Annotated in this window: 15 protein-coding genes; 9 read left to right on the top strand and 6 right to left on the bottom strand. The window is 75.8% G+C overall.

The window, feature by feature from the left end; all coding sequences use genetic code 11:
• Nucleotides 1-12: 12 nt before the first annotated feature.
• The gene (locus I5Q34_RS30110) at nucleotides 13-1,200 is read right to left on the bottom strand and encodes a 4-hydroxybenzoate 3-monooxygenase (protein ID WP_199895610.1); all 1,188 of its coding nucleotides are present in this window, start codon (nucleotides 1,198-1,200) and stop codon (nucleotides 13-15) included.
• A gap of 32 nt (nucleotides 1,201-1,232) precedes the next feature.
• Entirely contained in the window at nucleotides 1,233-2,426 is a 1,194-nt protein-coding gene (locus tag I5Q34_RS30105) for a thiolase family protein (protein WP_199895609.1), read from the bottom strand.
• A gap of 205 nt (nucleotides 2,427-2,631) precedes the next feature.
• On the opposite strand from I5Q34_RS30105, the gene hemG reads away from it, so the two are divergent.
• The gene (gene hemG, locus I5Q34_RS30100) at nucleotides 2,632-4,074 is read left to right on the top strand and encodes a protoporphyrinogen oxidase (protein WP_199895608.1); all 1,443 of its coding nucleotides are present in this window, start codon (nucleotides 2,632-2,634) and stop codon (nucleotides 4,072-4,074) included.
• Nucleotides 4,075-4,079: 5 nt separating this feature from the next.
• The gene (gene hemQ, locus I5Q34_RS30095; protein ID WP_199895607.1) at nucleotides 4,080-4,793 is read left to right on the top strand and encodes a hydrogen peroxide-dependent heme synthase; all 714 of its coding nucleotides are present in this window, start codon (nucleotides 4,080-4,082) and stop codon (nucleotides 4,791-4,793) included.
• Between the two features lie 146 nt (nucleotides 4,794-4,939).
• On the opposite strand, the gene I5Q34_RS30090 is transcribed toward hemQ, so the two are convergent.
• On the bottom strand, nucleotides 4,940-6,514 hold the full coding sequence (locus tag I5Q34_RS30090; RefSeq protein WP_199895606.1) for an alpha/beta hydrolase: 1,575 nt from the start codon (nucleotides 6,512-6,514) through the stop codon (nucleotides 4,940-4,942).
• Between the two features lie 211 nt (nucleotides 6,515-6,725).
• Between I5Q34_RS30090 and I5Q34_RS30085 the strand changes: the two genes are divergently transcribed.
• From I5Q34_RS30085 to I5Q34_RS30070, 4 genes are all read left to right on the top strand, one after another.
• Nucleotides 6,726-7,433, top strand: coding sequence for a nuclease-related domain-containing protein (locus I5Q34_RS30085; protein ID WP_199895605.1), 708 nt, complete (start codon nucleotides 6,726-6,728; stop codon nucleotides 7,431-7,433).
• 301 nt (nucleotides 7,434-7,734) lie between these two features.
• Entirely contained in the window at nucleotides 7,735-8,916 is a 1,182-nt protein-coding gene (locus I5Q34_RS30080; protein WP_277965586.1) for an EfeM/EfeO family lipoprotein, read from the top strand.
• On the top strand, nucleotides 8,913-10,136 hold the full coding sequence (locus I5Q34_RS30075) for a Dyp-type peroxidase (RefSeq protein WP_199895603.1): 1,224 nt from the start codon (nucleotides 8,913-8,915) through the stop codon (nucleotides 10,134-10,136). The genes I5Q34_RS30080 and I5Q34_RS30075 overlap by 4 nt, the downstream gene beginning before the upstream one ends.
• Nucleotides 10,133-11,917 carry a phospholipase C gene (locus I5Q34_RS30070; protein WP_199895602.1) on the top strand — a complete coding sequence of 595 codons (1,785 nt, stop codon included), beginning with the start codon at nucleotides 10,133-10,135 and terminating at the stop codon, nucleotides 11,915-11,917. The genes I5Q34_RS30075 and I5Q34_RS30070 overlap by 4 nt, the downstream gene beginning before the upstream one ends.
• A 120-nt stretch (nucleotides 11,918-12,037) precedes the next feature.
• On the opposite strand, the gene I5Q34_RS30065 is transcribed toward I5Q34_RS30070, so the two are convergent.
• Both I5Q34_RS30065 and I5Q34_RS30060 read right to left on the bottom strand, forming a co-directional pair.
• The gene (locus I5Q34_RS30065) at nucleotides 12,038-12,259 is read right to left on the bottom strand and encodes a BlaI/MecI/CopY family transcriptional regulator (protein WP_199895601.1); all 222 of its coding nucleotides are present in this window, start codon (nucleotides 12,257-12,259) and stop codon (nucleotides 12,038-12,040) included.
• A 65-nt stretch (nucleotides 12,260-12,324) separates the two neighbouring features.
• On the bottom strand, nucleotides 12,325-13,026 hold the full coding sequence (locus I5Q34_RS30060; RefSeq protein WP_199895600.1) for an aminoacyl-tRNA hydrolase: 702 nt from the start codon (nucleotides 13,024-13,026) through the stop codon (nucleotides 12,325-12,327).
• Between the two features lie 76 nt (nucleotides 13,027-13,102).
• Between I5Q34_RS30060 and I5Q34_RS30055 the strand changes: the two genes are divergently transcribed.
• From I5Q34_RS30055 to I5Q34_RS30045, 3 genes are read left to right on the top strand one after another with little or no spacing between them, the layout of a single operon-like run.
• Nucleotides 13,103-13,930, top strand: coding sequence for an ATP-binding cassette domain-containing protein (locus tag I5Q34_RS30055; protein WP_277965585.1), 828 nt, complete (start codon nucleotides 13,103-13,105; stop codon nucleotides 13,928-13,930).
• Entirely contained in the window at nucleotides 13,927-14,574 is a 648-nt protein-coding gene (locus I5Q34_RS30050; RefSeq protein ID WP_199895598.1) for an ABC transporter, read from the top strand. Before I5Q34_RS30055 ends, I5Q34_RS30050 begins: the two co-directional genes overlap by 4 nt.
• A gap of 11 nt (nucleotides 14,575-14,585) precedes the next feature.
• A complete protein-coding gene (locus I5Q34_RS30045) occupies nucleotides 14,586-14,723 on the top strand; it encodes a hypothetical protein (RefSeq protein WP_199895597.1) in 138 nt (45 codons plus the stop codon).
• A gap of 34 nt (nucleotides 14,724-14,757) precedes the next feature.
• Here I5Q34_RS30045 and I5Q34_RS30040 read toward each other — a convergent pair whose 3' ends face one another.
• A complete protein-coding gene (locus I5Q34_RS30040) occupies nucleotides 14,758-15,618 on the bottom strand; it encodes a polysaccharide deacetylase family protein (RefSeq protein ID WP_277965679.1) in 861 nt (286 codons plus the stop codon).
• Nucleotides 15,619-15,692 lie beyond the last annotated feature (74 nt).

The raw sequence follows: 15,692 nt of genomic DNA, 5'->3' as shown, positions 1-15,692 counted from the left end.
GCCTGCCGGCCGTCAGACGAAGGGCACCTCGGTCGGCAGCCCGGCGTAGTTCTCCGCGAACTCCGCCGCGGCGGCCGTGGGCCCCACGAGCCGGTCGAGCCGGCTGGCCCGCAGCCGGCGCTCGTAGGCGTCCGCGCCCGGCGCCGCGTGCAGCAGCGTCGTCATCGCGTGCGCGAAGTGCTGGACCTGCCAGACCCGGCGCAGACAGTGGTCCGAGTAGCGGTCGAGCAGGGCGGTCGAGCCGTTCCGGCGCCAGTACGTGAACCCGCGGGCCATGGTGACGACGTCGGAGAAGGCCAGGCTCAGCCCCTTGGCCGCGGTGGGCGGCACGACGTGCGCGGCGTCGCCGGCCAGCAACAGGCGCCCGTGGCGCATCGGTTCGACCACCTCGCCGCGCAGCGGGAACACGCACCGGTCCGAGAGCGGCCCGGGGTTCAGCGGCCGGTCCGCGACGGCCAGCCGGGCCTCCAGTTCGTCCCGGATCCGGGCCTCCGGCCACTCGTCGGGCCCGGTGCCCGCAGGCACCTGGAGGTAGAGGCGGGAGAGGGCGGGGGAGCGCATGCCGTGCAGCGCGAAGCCTCGGTCGTGCGCGGCCAGCAGGAGTTCGTCGGCCGCGGGCGGGGCGGCGGCGGAGACACCCAGCCAGGCGTAGGGGTAGCCGCGCGCGTGCAGCCGTGCCGTCCCGGTGGCCAGCAGGGCCCGTCGCCCGGCGCCGTCCGCGCCGTCGCACCCGGCCACGTAGGCGCACTCCAGCACCTGCTCCGTCCCGTCCCGGGTCCAGCGGATCACCGGCCGGTCGCCGTCCAGCCCCTCCAGGGCGGTCACCGGGGCGTCGAACAGCAGCGGCGGCCCGTCGGCGAGCTGAAGCGAGATCAGGTCCTTGACGAGCTCGTGCTGCGGATAGAGCGTCGTGGCCCGGCCGCCGGTCCGCCCCGCCACGTCGAAGCGGTGCGCCCGGCCGCCGAAGCGCAGTTCGAACCCCTCGTGGAGCACGCCCTCCACATCGAGTCGGCCGGCCGCGCCGCAGGCCCGCAGGGCGTCCACCGCGCCCTGCTCCAGGATCCCGGCCCGCTGCCGCCCCTCCACCCGGGCCCGGCTCCGCGCCTCCAGCACCACGCAGTCCACCCCGGCCCGGTGCAGCAGCCGGGCGAGCAGGAGGCCGGCGGGTCCGGCCCCGACGATGCCGACGGTGGTGCGCACGTGCGGGTCGCCTCCCGGGGAGTCCGGCGCTTTCAGCGTTCGAGGACCAGCGCCTGGCCCTGCCCCACGCCGATGCACAGTGCCGCCACGCCCGTTCCGGACCCCGCCGCGGCGAGCTGGTGGGCGAGGGAACCGGCGAGCCGGGCGCCGGAGGCACCCAGCGGGTGCCCGATGGCGAGGGCTCCGCCGCGCTGGTTGACGAGGGCGGGGTCGAGTTCCGGCCACTCCGCGAAGCATCCCAGGGCCTGTGCGGCATACGCCTCGTTCAGCTCGAAATGTGTCAGGTCGGCGAAGGTACGGCCGGCCCGGCCGAGCGCGCGCCGCACGGCCGCCACCGGGCCCAGCCCGTACAGGTCCGGCTCGATGCCGGTGACCGCCGACGCCCGGATCCGGGCCAGCGGCTCGCGGCCCGTCGCGCGCAGCCCCTCCTCGTCGCAGATCAGCAGCGCGGCGGCACCGTCGTTGAGCGGGCAGGAGTTGCCCGCGGTCACCGTGCCCCCCTCCGGGCGGAACACCGGCTTCAGCTTCGCCAGGGCCTCCGTCGAGGTGGTGTCGCGGACGCTCTCGTCGCGGGCGAGGCCGACGTCCGGCAGCGGGACGACCTCGTCGGCGAAGGCGCCGTCCCGCCAGGCCCGCGCCGCCTTTTGGTGGCTGGCGAGGGCGAAGGCGTCCTGCTCGGCGCGGCCGATGCCGTGCTTCTCGGCGATCCGCTCGGCGCCCTCGCCGAGGGAGACCGTCCACTCCACGGGCATGGCCGGGTTGGTCATCCGCCAGCCCAGCGTCGTCGAGTACAGCTGCTGGTGGCCGGAGGGGAAGGCACGCTCGGCCTTGGGCATCACCCAGGGCGCGCGGCTCATCGACTCGACGCCGCCCGCCACCACCACCGAGGCGTCCCCGACGGCGACCGCCCGGTACGCCTGGACGACGGCCTCCAGCCCGGAGGCGCACAGCCGGTTGACCGTGGAGCCGGGCACGGTCACCGGCAGGCCCGCGAGGAGCACGGCCATGCGGCCCACGTTGCGGTTCTCCTCGCCGGCGCCGTTGGCGTTGCCGAGCACCACCTCGCCGATCCCGGCCGGGTCGAGCGCGGGCGAGCGGCCCACCAGGGACCGGATGACATGCGCGGCCAGGTCGTCGGGGCGGACGCCGGCCAGGGCGCCGCTGTACTTGCCGATGGGGGTGCGGACGGCGTCGGCGACGTACACGTCCCGGATGCGGTCGTTCATGCGGTCTCCCCTGAGAGGTCTGCTGAGAGTCTGCTGCGATGCCTGCTGTGATGCCTGCTGAAAGGTCTGCTGCGGGGTCTGCTGAGAGGTCTGCGCCGGACCGGCGGTGCCGACTGATCATTCGGTCGCGAGTCTCGGCACCCCGGCGGAACGCTGTCAATGGGGCGCGGACCGGCGGCCGGGAGGCGTCTGAGACAGTGAGGCCATGAGTGAGGACCGGAACCGCGCACACCACGTGGCCGTGATCGGCGGCGGCATCTCGGGGCTGACCGCCGCCCTGCGCCTGCTGGAGGGGGGGGCGCGCGTCACGGTCTTCGAGGACACCGGCCGCCTGGGCGGCAAGCTCCTCGCGGGCGAGATCGCGGGCGTGCCCGTGGACCTCGGCGCCGAGTCGATGCTGGCGCGGCGGCCGGAGGCCGTGGACCTCGCCCGTTCCGTCGGTCTGGGCGACCGCCTCCAGCCGCCCGCCACCGCCACCGCCGGGGTGTGGACCCGCGGCGGTCTCCGCCCGCTGCCCAAGGGCCAGATGATGGGCGTCCCCGGCGACCTCGACGCGCTCGCCGCCTCCGGGGTGCTCTCGCCCGAGGGCCTGGCCGCCGTCGCCCGCGACGCCGACCTGCCGCCCACCGAGATCGGCGACGACGTGGCCGTCGGCGCGTACGTGGCCGAACGGCTGGGCCGCGAGGTCGTGGACCGGCTGGTGGAACCGCTGCTCGGCGGCGTCTACGCCGGCGACGCCTACCGCACCTCGATGCGCGCCGCCGTCCCCAAGCTCTTCGAGGCCGCCCGCGCCCACCGCTCGCTGACCGAGGCCGTCCGCGCCCTGACCGCCGCCGCGCCCGCGCGGAGCGGGCCCGTCTTCGCCGGCCTCGCCGGCGGCGTCGGGACCCTGCCGGCCGCCGTCGCCCGCGCCGTGCGCGCCGCCGGCGGCGAGATCCGCACCGGCACGCCGGTCGTGGAGCTGGAGCGGACCCCCGACGGCTGGCGGCTCGACCTCGACGGCGCGTACGCCACCGCGGACGCCGTCGTCCTCGCGACGCCCGCGCACGACGCGGCGCGGCTGCTCGCCCGGGTCGCCGGGGCCGCCGCCGGGGAGCTCGCGGAGATCGACTACGCCTCCATGGCCCTGGTCACCCTGGCCTTCCGCCGTGCCGACGTCGCCGGGCTGCCCCGCGGCAGCGGCTTCCTCGTGCCGCCGGGCGACGGCCGGCGGATCAAGGCGTCCACCTTCGCCAGCAACAAGTGGGGCTGGATCGACGAGGCGGACCCGGACGTCTTCGTCCTGCGCACCTCCATCGGCCGCTACGACGACGAGGCCGATCTGCTGCGCTCCGACGAGGAGTTGGTGCGGTTGTCCCTGGAGGACCTGCGCGCCGCGGTGGGCCTGGCCGCGACGCCGCTGGAGAGCCGCGTCACCCGCTGGGACCGGGGCCTGCCGCAGTACCCGGTCGGCCACCTCGACCGCGTCGCCCGCGTCCGCGCCCGCGTCGCCGCCCTGCCCGGCCTGCGCGTCTGCGGCGCCGCCTACGACGGCGTCGGCATCCCGTCCTGCGTCGCCGGCGCGCGCCGGGCGGCCGAGGAGCTCCTCGCGGCCTTGCCGGTCATGCCGACCCTGCCCGAGGGCGCCGGCGCCGCGGGGGGACAATAGGGACCATGACTGACGCCCAGAAGATCCCGAACGCCGGCAAGAAGGCCAAGGACCTCAACGAGGTCATCCGCTACACCCTCTGGTCGGTGTTCAAGCTGCGCGACGTGCTCCCGCAGGACCGGTCCGGCTTCGCGGAGGAGGTCGAGGAGCTCTTCGCGCAGCTCGCCGAGAAGGACGTCACGGTGCGCGGCACCTACGACCTCTCCGGGCTGCGGGCCGACGCCGACGTGATGATCTGGTGGCACTCCGAGACCTCGGACGCGCTCCAGGACGCCTACAACCGCTTCCGCCGCACGCGGCTCGGGCGCGCCCTGGAGCCGGTGTGGTCGAACATGGCGCTGCACCGCCCGGCGGAGTTCAACAAGTCGCACATCCCGGCGTTCCTCGCGGACGAGACGCCGCGCGACTACGTCAGCGTGTACCCCTTCGTGCGCTCCTACGACTGGTACCTGCTGCCCGACGAGGACCGCCGCCGCATGCTCGCCGACCACGGCAAGATGGCCCGCGGCTACCCGGACGTCCGGGCCAACACGGTCGCCTCGTTCTCGCTGGGCGACTACGAGTGGATCCTGGCCTTCGAGGCGAACGACCTGTACCGGATCGTGGACCTGATGCGCCACCTGCGGGCCTCGGAGGCGCGGATGCACGTCCGCGAGGAGGTGCCGTTCTACACGGGTCGCCGCAAGGCGGTCGCGGAGCTGGTGGCGGGGCTGGCGTAGGGCCGTCCGGCGGGGCCGGGGTTTTCTCTCCCCGCCCCGCCCTTTCACCGTTTCTTCGCGCTTCGCGCGGGTGCAACGCGGCTGCGCCGCGTTCGTCCTCAAACGCCGGACGGGCTGGTTCAGCCTGTCCGGCATTTGAGGGGGCGCTAGCTCGCCCGCGGCTCCGGACGCCCCGCGCACGTCGTACGGCGCGCCGGGAGCACCCCGGTCAGCAGGTACTTCTCCCAGTGACCGTTGACGCACGCGTTCGGGCCGCCCCCGATGCCGTGCGTCCCCGCACCCCGCTCCGTCACCAGCGCCGCCCCCGGCAGCCGGCGCTGGAGCTCCAGCGCCCCCGCGTACGGCGTCGCCGCGTCCCGCTCGGCCGCCAGCAGCAGGACGGGCGGCAGCGCCTTGCGGGCCACCCGGACGTCCAGCGGCCGCTGCCGGGGCGTCGTCCAGTAGGCGCACGGCAGGTTCATGAAGGCGTTGGCCCAGGTCTCGAACGGCGCCTTGCGGGCGAGGCGGGTGTTGTCCCGGTCCCACTGGTGCCAACTGCGCGGCCAATGCGCGTCGTTGCACTCCACGGCGGTGTAGACGGCGTTGCTGTTCTCCGCCGCCGGGGCGCCGGCCGCGCCGGGGCCGGCGAGCGCGATCAGCGGGCCGTCGTCGCCGCGCAGGTACGCGGCGAGGGCCCGGGCCCCGGACGCCCACGCGCTGTCGGTGTAGCCGGCCCGGACGAGGGCGGCCTGGAGCTGGCCGGGTCCGACCTTGCCGCCCGCGGCCCGGCGCCGGAGCTGGTCCATCGCCTTGTGGTACGAGGCGAGGACCCGGCTCTCGGTGCGCCCGAGGTGGTAGAGGGCGTCGTGCCGGGCGGCCCAGCGCCGCCAGTCGGTCCAGCGCCGCTCGAACGCGGCTGACTGGTCGAGGTTGTTGCGGTACCAGACCTTCCGCGGGTCCGGGTTGACCACGCTGTCGAAGACCATCCGGCGCACGTGCCCGGGGAAGAGCGTGGCGTACACGGCGCCGAAGTACGTCCCGTAGGACGCCCCGAGGTAGTTGAGCCGCTGCTCGCCCAGGGCCGCGCGGAGCACGTCGAGGTCGCGGGCGTTGTTGCGGCTGGTGAAGAACTGGAGGTCGGCGCCCGTCCGGTTGCGGCAACCCTGCGCGTACGCCTTGGCCTTGGCGATCCGCTGCTTCTTGTACGCGGCGGTGGGCTGCTCCGGCGCGTCGCCCGGCGCCTGGGCGAACGCGGCCGGGTCCATGCAGGACAGCGGGGCGGAACGGGCGACGCCGCGGGGCGCGTAGCCGACGAAGTCGTATGCCTCGGCGAGCCGTTGCCACTGGGGCAGGCCGGCGAGCAGCGGGAAGATCATGCCGGAGCCGCCGGGGCCGCCCGGATTGAAGACGAGGGCGCCCTGGCGGGCGGCGCGCGGACCGGTGGCGTGGCCGCGGCTGACGGTGAGGGCGATGTGCCGGCCGTTGGGTTTGGCGTAGTCCATGGGGACGGAGACCGTGCCGCACTCCACGGTCCGGGGCAGGTTCTCGGCGGCCGGGCAGGCGCCGAAGGCGATGCCCCGGGCGGCGGCCCGCTCGGCGGCCAGCACCACGCCGCGGGCCTCGGCGGGACTGTCCGGGGAGAGGAGGGCGTCGGCGCTCCGGGCGGCCGGCAGGGGGGTGAGCACGGTGAGTCCGGTGAGGACGAGGGAGCCGACGGTTCCGTAGAGGGCAGCAGTGCGCACGGGTGTCCCTTCATATCTAATTGCGACAAAAGGGATATTTGATTCGGCAGTCGGTGAAGTAAAGCACCCGGCGGCGATGTCGGCGGCGAAGGGCCCGAAGAGGTGGTCGGGGCGGGGTGGGGTGGCGGCGGCCCGTCGGTTCGCCCGACAGATGTTCGGTCGGGTTGGTTGCCGCCCAACTGCGGCAAGATGGCGGAAGGGGGTGATGGGCGTGCGTGAGCGGCCGGAGACGGGGACGGGAACGGGCGCGAGGGGCAAGTGCGGAGCCGCCGGGAGGAGCTACGACCCGGACCGGCTGTTCCTCCACCCCGACGACGACCTCGCCCCCAACCGCCCCGGCGAGACGCTCCGCGCCGGACTCGACGCGTCCCGGGCCGGACGCTGGTCCCTGCTGTTCGCCCGGCTGCTCGGCCGCCGGCCTGTGGAGGACGCCTGGCGGCGGGCGCTGGCCGCCGAACAACTCGTCGGGGCGGCCCTGGAAGTGCTGACGCCGGGCGGCTGGGAGGTGCTCCACTCGGTCGCCCTGCCCGGCGACGCGGTCGTCTCCCACCTGCTGATCGGGCCCGGCGGGGTGTTCTGCGTGCACGTCGAGCCGGTGCGGCGGGGGCTCGTCCGGGCGGACGACGAGTGCGTGCGGGTGCCGGGGGAGCGCCATCCGCGCCCCGTCGTCCGCCGGGTCCGGCAGAACGCCGCTCGGTGTGCGCCGGCGCTCGCGCGGGGGTGCGGGTTTTCCGTGCGGGTGCGGGGGGTGGTGGTGTTGGTGGGGGCGACGGAGATCGATGCGGGCGATGGTGATGTACGGGTCGTGACGGAGCATCAGGTTGCCGGGCTCGGCGCGCTGGGAGGGGTGCTGCGGCCGGAGCGGGTGGATCGGGTGCATACGGTGGCGCGGAATCGGCGGGTGTGGCTGGGGTGCTGAGCGTCTTCGTCGCGGACGGGTGAATCCGCGTGCCGCCGTGCGCGGGGGCACGGGGTGGCGGGGGCGCTTGCCTACGATGGCCGCTTCGTCGGCGCGGGTTGGTGTGGGACGGGTGGTGGGTGTGGTGGGCGGGTGCGGGTGTTCGGGTGGGTGGGAGTTTGCCCCCGGCCCTCCCCCAGAGGGGGCACCCCCATTTCACCGTTTCTTCCGGGGCTCCGCCCCGGACCCCGAAGCGCCCTTCGGGCGCTTGAGGACGAACGCGACGCAGCCGCGTTGCCCCGCGCGGAGCGCGCGAGAAACGGTGAAATGGGGGTGCCCCCTCTGGGGGAGGGGCTGGGGTACAACCCTCCTGGCCGCCACCCTCGCCCTCCTCCTCGGCGCCTGCGCCGCCCCCGCCCCGCCGCGCGGCACCGGTCACCACCCCGCCACCCCCACCATCGACGTGTCCCCCAGCACCTGCGGCCACGGCTGGGCCCGTCCCCGCCCCGGCATCCAGACCTTCGCCCTGCGCAACACCACCCCCGCCCCCGCCGAGGCCCGGCTGCAGGACGCGCGCACCGGGGCCGTCCTCGGCGAGGTGGAGGGGATCGGGCCCGGCGGGGTCCGGCTGCTGACCGTCCGGCTGGGGCCCGGTGCGTACTCGTTCGTCTGCCGGGCCGCCGACGCCGTCCCCGTCGCCGGCCCCGCCGTCCGCGTCGGCGGGCACGGCACCCGCGGCCCCGCCGTCATCCCCGTCACCCGCCGCGAGCTCATCGCGCCCGCCCTCGCCTACCAGCGGTGGGTCGGGCGCGAGCTCGGCCGGCTCGTCCGGGCGGCCGACGCGCTGGCCGCGCGGACCGGGGACGTCCGGCGCGCCCGCGCCGCCTGGCTCGCGGCCCACCTGCGCTACCAGCGACTCGGCGCCGCCTACGGTGCCTTCGGCGACCGCGGCGAGGCCGTCGACCGCACGGCCGCCGGGCTGCCCGGGGGGATCCACGACCCCCGCTTCACCGGCTTCCGCCGCGTCGAGTACGGGCTGTGGCACGGCGAACGCGGCCCCGCCCTGCGCCGCGCCGCCGACCGTCTGGCCTCCGACGTCCGTGCCCTGCACGGAAGTTGGGCGGAGACGCGCATGGACCCGGCCGAACTCGCGCGCCGTGCGCACGAGATCGTGGAGGACACCCTCCGCCTGGAGCTCACCGGCCGCGGTGACCACGGCAGCGGCACCTCGCTCGCCACCGCCCGCGCCCAACTCGACGGCTCCCGCCGCGCCCTCGACGCGCTGCGCCCCGCGCTGCGCGCCCGCGGCGTCGCCACCACTGCCCTGGACGACCGGTTCCGCCGCGCCCGGAGCCTGCTGGACCGGCAGCGCAGGGGCGGCCGTTGGACCCCGCTCGCCCGGCTCGGCCGGGCCGACCGGGAACGGATCGACGCCTGCTTCGGCGACCTCGCCGAACGGCTCGCCGTCGTCGCCGCCGTCTGCGACGTACGGAGCGCGGCGTGAACCCCGTGCGCCGCCGCGGCTTCCTGCGTGCCACCGCCGCCGCCGGCGCGGCCTGCGCCCTGACCGGCCCGGCCGCCGCCCGGCCGGAGCCCGCCGGACCGCCGCCCTTCCACGACCCCCGCCAGCGGGCCGTCCTCACCCCGCCCGCCCGCTGCACCGCGTTCGCCGCCTTCGACGCCACCGCCACCGGTCGCGCCGAACTCGCCGACGCGCTCCGGGCGTTGACCGGCCGCGCCCGCTTCCTCGCCACCGGCGGGAGCCCGCTGCCCACCGGTTCCGCCGCGCCGCCGGCCGACTCCGGGCTGCTGGGCCCGCGCGTCCCGGCGGACGGCGCCGTCCGCGTCACCGTCGCCGTCGGCGCCTCCCTCTTCGACGGCCGCTACGGGCTCGCCGGCCGCGCGCCCCGGCGGCTGCGGCCCATGCCGGTCTTCCCCGACGACGACCTCGACCCCGCCTGGTGCCACGGCGACCTCGCCGTCCAGCTCTGCGCCGACAGCCCGGACACCGTGCTGCACGCCCTGCGCGACATCACCCGGCACACCCGCGGCGCCCTCCAGATCCGCTGGCGGCTCAACGGCTTCACCGGCCCGTCCCGCCCCACCGGCCCCCCGCGCAACCTCTTCGGCTTCAAGGAGGGCACCGCCAACCCGGATCCCGCCGACGCCCGGCTGATGGACCGCCTGGTGTGGGCCGGGCCGGACGAGCCCGCCTGGGCGGCCGGCGGCACGTACCTCGTCGTACGGCTGATCCGGATGCACGTCGAGTTCTGGGACCGCGTCCCGCTCTCCGAACAGGAGCGGCTGCTCGGCCGCGCCCGCGACACCGGAGCCCCGCTCGACGGCGCCCGCGAGGGCGACGCGCCGCGCTACGCCCACGACCCCGAGGGCGAGGTGATCCCGCTGGACAGCCACATCCGCGCCGCCGACCCGCGCACCCCGCACACCCGCGGACAGCGACTGCTGCGCCGCTCCTACAGCTACGACCTGGGGACGCGCGCGAACGGCGACCTCGACGTGGGGACGCTGTTCTGCTGCTACCAGCAGGACCCCGTACGGCAGTTCACCGCCGTGCAGCACCGGCTGGCGGGCGAGCCGCTGACCGACTACGTGACACCGTTCGGCGGCGGCTGGTTCTTCGTGCTGCCGGGCGTGCGGGACCGCGCGGACTGGTACGGCCGCGCGCTGACGGACCTCACGGACGAAGGACGGACCCGGACATGACCGTGAACGCCAGGTGCGGCCGGGCGGCCGCCGGAGCGCTGGCCGCCGCCGCCCTCCTCGGCGCCGCCGCCCCGGCCGCCGGTCCCCCCGCGACGACCACGACGACCACACCGGTCAAGCACCTGGTCGTCGTCTTCGGCGAGAACGTCTCCTTCGACCACTACTTCGCCACCTACCCGCACGCCGCCAACACCGACGGCACCCGCTTCACCCCCGCCCCCGGCACCCCCCGGGACATCGACAACCTGCGCACCGCCGGACTGCTCACCCGCAACCCCAACCGCTACCCGCCCCGGCGCCTCGGCCCCGCCCAGGCCCTGACCTGCGACCAGAACCACCTCTACGGAGCCGAGCAGCTCGCCGCCCACGCGGGCGCGGCCGACCGGTACGTCGAGCACACCGACTCCGGCCGCTGCTCCGGCCGCCTCTACGGCGAACCCGGCCTGGTCATGGACCACTACGACGGCAACACGGTCACCGCACTGTGGAACTACGCCCAGCACTACGCCCTCAACGACCGCTCCTTCGGCTCCACTTACGGCCCGTCCACCCCCGGCGCCGTCAACCTCGTCTCCGGGCAGACGCACGGGGTCGTCTCCACCGACCCCGCCTCCGGCACCGAGCATCCCCGGCAGACCCGGCGGCCCGACCCGTTCGCCGTCGTCGCCCCCGACACGCGCGGCGTGGGCACGCTCGTCAACGACCCCCAGCCCGCGTACGACGACTGCTCGGGCGACGGGCACACGGGCCGCAGCCCGCTCGCCGCGCTCCGCGGCCGCAACGTCGGCGACCTGCTCAACGCGAAGGGGGTGAGCTGGGGCTGGTTCCAGGGCGGCTTCCGGCCCAGCACCCCCTGGGACGGGCGGGCGGGGCACTACGCCCGCTGCGGCCGCGTGAGTTCCAATTCCGGCGGCACCGAGGCGATCGACTACATCCCGCACCACCAGCCGTTCCAGTACTACGCCTCGACCGCCAACCCGCACCACCTGCCGCCCGCCTCGATCGCCGAGACCGGGCACGGCGGACGCGCCAACCACCAGTACGACCTGGCCGACTTCGACGCCGTCCTGCGCGCCGGGCGGCTGCCGGCGGTCAGCTTCCTCAAGGCCCCCGCGGCGCAGGACGGGCACGCGGGCTACTCCGGGCCGCTGGACGAACAGCGGTTCCTCGTCACCTGGATCAACCGCGTCCAGAGCTCGCCGCAGTGGCGGGACACGGCGGTCGTCCTCGCGTACGACGACTCCGACGGCTGGTACGACCACGCGTACGCGCCGCCGCGCAACGGGTCGCGGGTGGGCGGCCTGGACGCCCCCGCCTGCCGGGCGGGGCCCGCGCCGGGCGGCGGGCACCAGGGGCGGTGCGGCCCCGGGCCGCGGCTGCCGCTGCTGGTCGTCTCGCCCTGGAGCAAGGTCAACGCGGTGGACCACACGCCGACGGAGACGGCGTCGGTGCTGCGGTTCATCGAGGACAACTGGCGTCTCGGGCGGATCGGCGGCTCGTCGTTCGACGCGCGGGCGGGGTCGTTGCGGGGGCTTTTCGACTTCCGGCGGGCGAATGGGCGGAGGGTGTTGTTGCGGGGGGACGGGGCGGTGCGGGCGGTGACGCGGATTCCGTCGCGACCTGCTGTTGAGGGTGCGGCGGGGCCGCAGTACGTGGCTGCCGCCGCGCGGCCTGGGCGGTCGTTGCCGGTGTCCGGGCCGCCGGGGTGGGCGCATGTGGCGGCGGTGGTCGCGGTGGTGGGGGTGGGGGTGGCGTTGCGGCGGATGCTGCGGGGGAGGTAGGGGGGCGCTGCGCGTGGAGTTTGCCCCTGTCCCGCCCTTTCTCCGTTTCCCGGGGAGACCCCGGACCCCGTCCGCCCTTCGGGCGGAGTCCTCAAACGCCGGACGGGCTGAATCGGCGCGCTACACCGCCGCGTACGTGAACGCCAGCCCGCGCCGGGCGCGGATCAGCACCCGCTTCCCGTGCAGCCGCCGCAGAATCGTCACCACCGTGCAGTACGTGAGCGCCCCCGGCAGCTCCTCCTGCACCTCGCGCGGGGTCAGCGGGCCCCCGGCCCGCTGGAGCACCGCGAGGACCTCGCACTCCAGCGCCCCGTTCGCGCGGCGCCGTGTGCTCGTGCGCATGTGTCCGATTCCTCCGCTGTCGAATGCCGTCAGACGAGTGTAAAGGGACGTGCAAAGGGACGCCGTCACAGCGCGGGGTGCTCGGCGACCACCGTGCACGAACCCGGCGCGATCTCCGTGAACCCGGCGTCCCGCACCACCGGCAGCCCGGACGACGTCAGCTCCGCCCACCGGGCGCGGTCGGCCGTCCGTACGGACAGGGCGAAACCGTCCTCCCGCCACGCCTTGCGCTCCGCGTCGTCCAGCGCCCACCAGGCGAGCTGGGCCCCGTGCCCGGCCTGGGCCATGGCCTTGCCGGCCGACATGTCCAGGTCCAGGTTGAGCCACAGCACCGGCCGGCCGGGGGCCGGGGGCCCGGGGGCGGCCGGGTCGTCCAGCTCGGTGCCGGAGACCTGGAGCTTGATCAGTTCCTTGGGCCAGCCGTCCAGGGGGACGGGCGGGAAGACCCGTACCTCCGCGGTCGCCCCCGTCACCGTGATCCCCGGCAGCGCGGACGCCTTGCGCCACTCCGCGCCCCGGGCCCGGCGGACCACCTTGCGGATACGGGCGTCCTGCCAGTCGCGTACGGCCGCCGCCCACGCTCCGTCCCCGGCGGCGCGCTCGTCCGACAGCAGGGCCAGCACCGCGCGCGCCGCGGTCTCCAGGGCGTCCGTGCGGGCGGGCGGCGCGGTCTTCTCCAGCCGGACCACCAGGGGCAGCACGAACTGCGGCGCGCTGTCGCGGGGGTCGGCGGACGGGGGCTCGGGGGCGGTCTCGGCACTGCTCACGCCCCCAGTCTGCCAGCCGCTCCCGGAGTGCCCGGGGGCCGCTATGGTGATCGCCGGGACAAGGGGAGGGAATCCTGTGGAACTCACGGGAGTTGGCCGTCGCTACGGCCTGCGCGGGCCGTGGATCCTGCGCGACGTCGGACTGCGGGTGCCGCGCGGGGCGCTGCTGAGGATCGAGGGCGCCAACGGCTCGGGCAAGTCCACCCTGCTGCGGCTGCTGGCCGGCATCGACGCCCCCAGCGCCGGCCGCATCACCGGCCGGCCGCGCACCGCGTACGTCCCCGAGCGCTTCCCGGCGGCCCTGCCGCTCACCGCCGTCGACTACCTCACCCGGCTCGGCCGCGTCCACGGACTGCGCCGGCCGGACGCCGCCCGGGCCGCCCTGGAGTGGCTGGAGCGCTTCGGCGCCGCCGGGCACGCCCGCACTCCGCTGTCCCGGCTCTCCAAGGGGACGAGCCAGAAGGTGGCCGTGGCCCAGGGGCTGGTCGGGCGGCCGGAGCTGCTCGTCCTCGACGAGGCGTGGACTGGGCTGGACCGCGCCTCCCGGGAGGTCCTCGACCGCGCCGTCCTCGACCGCGTCGCCGACGGCGCGTCCGTCGTCTTCGTCGACCACGACCCGCGCCGGCTGGCCGGGGACTGCCACGCGGTCCACCGGGTGGCGGCCGGACGGCTGTTGTCGGCGGTGACGGCCGAGCCCCGGGTCCGTATCGAGGCGGAGGGGCCCGCCACGCTGCCGGAACGCCTGCCGGGCGACCCGGTCCGCGAGCCCCTCGGCGGCGTCGTGCGGCTGACCGTCGCGGCCGCCGACTCCGACGCGCTGCTGCGCGCCCTGCTCACCGCCCGTCCGTCCTGGCACATCCGCTCGGTGACCGCCGCGGACGTCCCCGAGGAGCCCCGTCGATGACCCCCCTGCTGCGCTACGAGGCCGCGCTGCTGCTGCGCTCGCACCGCTGGCTGCCGCCGCTGCTCCTGTACGTCTTCCTGCTTGCGGTCGGCGTGCGGCCCGGGGAGCCGGTGCTGGGCGGCCTCGGGCTCGCCGCCGGTGTGCTGCTGCCGGTGTCCGCCTGGCTGGTGCGGGTGTGCGTCACCCACGAGCCGTCCGCCGCCCGGGACTGCGCGGCCGCGGCGGCGGGGCCGTGGCGGGTGCACCTGGCGAGCGTGCTGACCGCGCTGCTCGCCTCCGGCGCGCTCGGCGCGGCCGGGACCGCCGTCGTGACCCTGACCGGTGATCCGCGCGGCGCGGACCGGTTCGCCGCCGCGGGGTCCGGGTTCCTGACCGCGCTGACCTGCGCGCTGCTGGGCACGGCCGTCGGCGCGCTGTGCAACCGGCCGCTGCTGCGCAGCGCCGCGTGGGCGGTGCCGGGCACGGTGCTCGCCGTCCTGCTGGTGCTGATCCCGGGCGGGTCGCCCGCGCACGCGGCCATGGCCGAGCTGGTCACCGGCTCGCGGAGCGGTACGGTCGGCTGGCCGCTGCTGCCGCTCGCCGTCGCGGCGGTGTTCGCGGCGGGGGCCACGGCGGTGGCGTGCGCGCTCAGTTCGCGGCGGTAGATGATGGGGTCATGGACGACTCCGTGACCCCCCGCGCCGACTGCGTGCACTGCGGCAGGCCCACCGAACATCCCGCCGACCGGCCGGGCAGCACGCTCTGCCCGGTGTGCGAGTGGCAGGAGGCGCAGCGGACGGCCTGCTCCGGCTGACGCCGCTCGGCGTTTTTGGATCAGCGTTTTTGGATCAGCGGTTTTGGATCAGGTCCGAGACCTTCACGAACTCGTAGCCCTTCGCCCGCAGTTCGGGCACGATCTTCTTCACCGCCGCCTCCGTGGCGGGCGCCGCGCTGCGGGTGCAGTGCATCACGACGACCGAGCCCGGCCGGACCTTGTCCAGCACCTCCGCCGCCACCGGCCCCGGGTTCTTGGCGAACGCGTCGCCGCTGACCACGTCCCACTGCACGGCCGTCACCCTGGTCGGGCCGATCTCCTTCAGCACGGCGGGGCTGTGACAGCCGCCCGGGAAGCGGAAGTACGGGACGACATGCTCGACCCCCGCCTTCCGGAAGGCGGCGAACGCCTTCTCCACGTCCGCGCGGGCGCCGCCGCGGGGGACCGTCGGCAGGCCGTAGCAGGGCGACGCGAACGCGTGGTGGCTGTACGAGTGGTTGGCGACCTCGAACAGCGGGTCCTTGCCGATGGACTTCGCCTGACCCGGGTACTGGTCCGCCCACTTGCCGGTCATGAACACGGTCGCGGGCACCTTGAGCCGGCGCAGGGTGGCGATCAGCGCCGGATTGTCGAACCGCTCCCCGCGGGCGGCGCGGGGTCCCTGGTCGGCGGTCATGTCGGCGTCGAAGGTGAGCGCGACGCGTTTGCCGCGGGTGCGGCTGCCGTGCGTGAAGACGGGGGTTTTCTTCTGCGCCTTGGGTTTGGGCGCGGTGGGCCTGCTGCTCGGCGCCGCGCTCGTGCCCGTGCTCGCGGGCTCCGTTTCTTCGGCGCTGCTGCTCCCGCCGCAGGCGGTGGCGGCGGCGCCGAGGAGGGCGAGGGTGAGGGCGAGGGCGATTGCGGGGGGTGCGGTGACGGGGCGTCGGCTGCGGGGTATCGGGGCCACGGCGGAACGCTATCGCGGTGGGGGGTGCCCCGGTCCCGCCCCAACCCTCTTCCCCAGGGGCTCCG

It is taken from the genome of Streptomyces sp. AV19 (genome assembly GCF_015999245.1).
In the GTDB taxonomy this organism is placed as follows: Bacteria; Actinomycetota; Actinomycetes; order Streptomycetales; family Streptomycetaceae; genus Streptomyces.
This window is presented reverse-complemented; position numbering and strand designations above follow the sequence as displayed.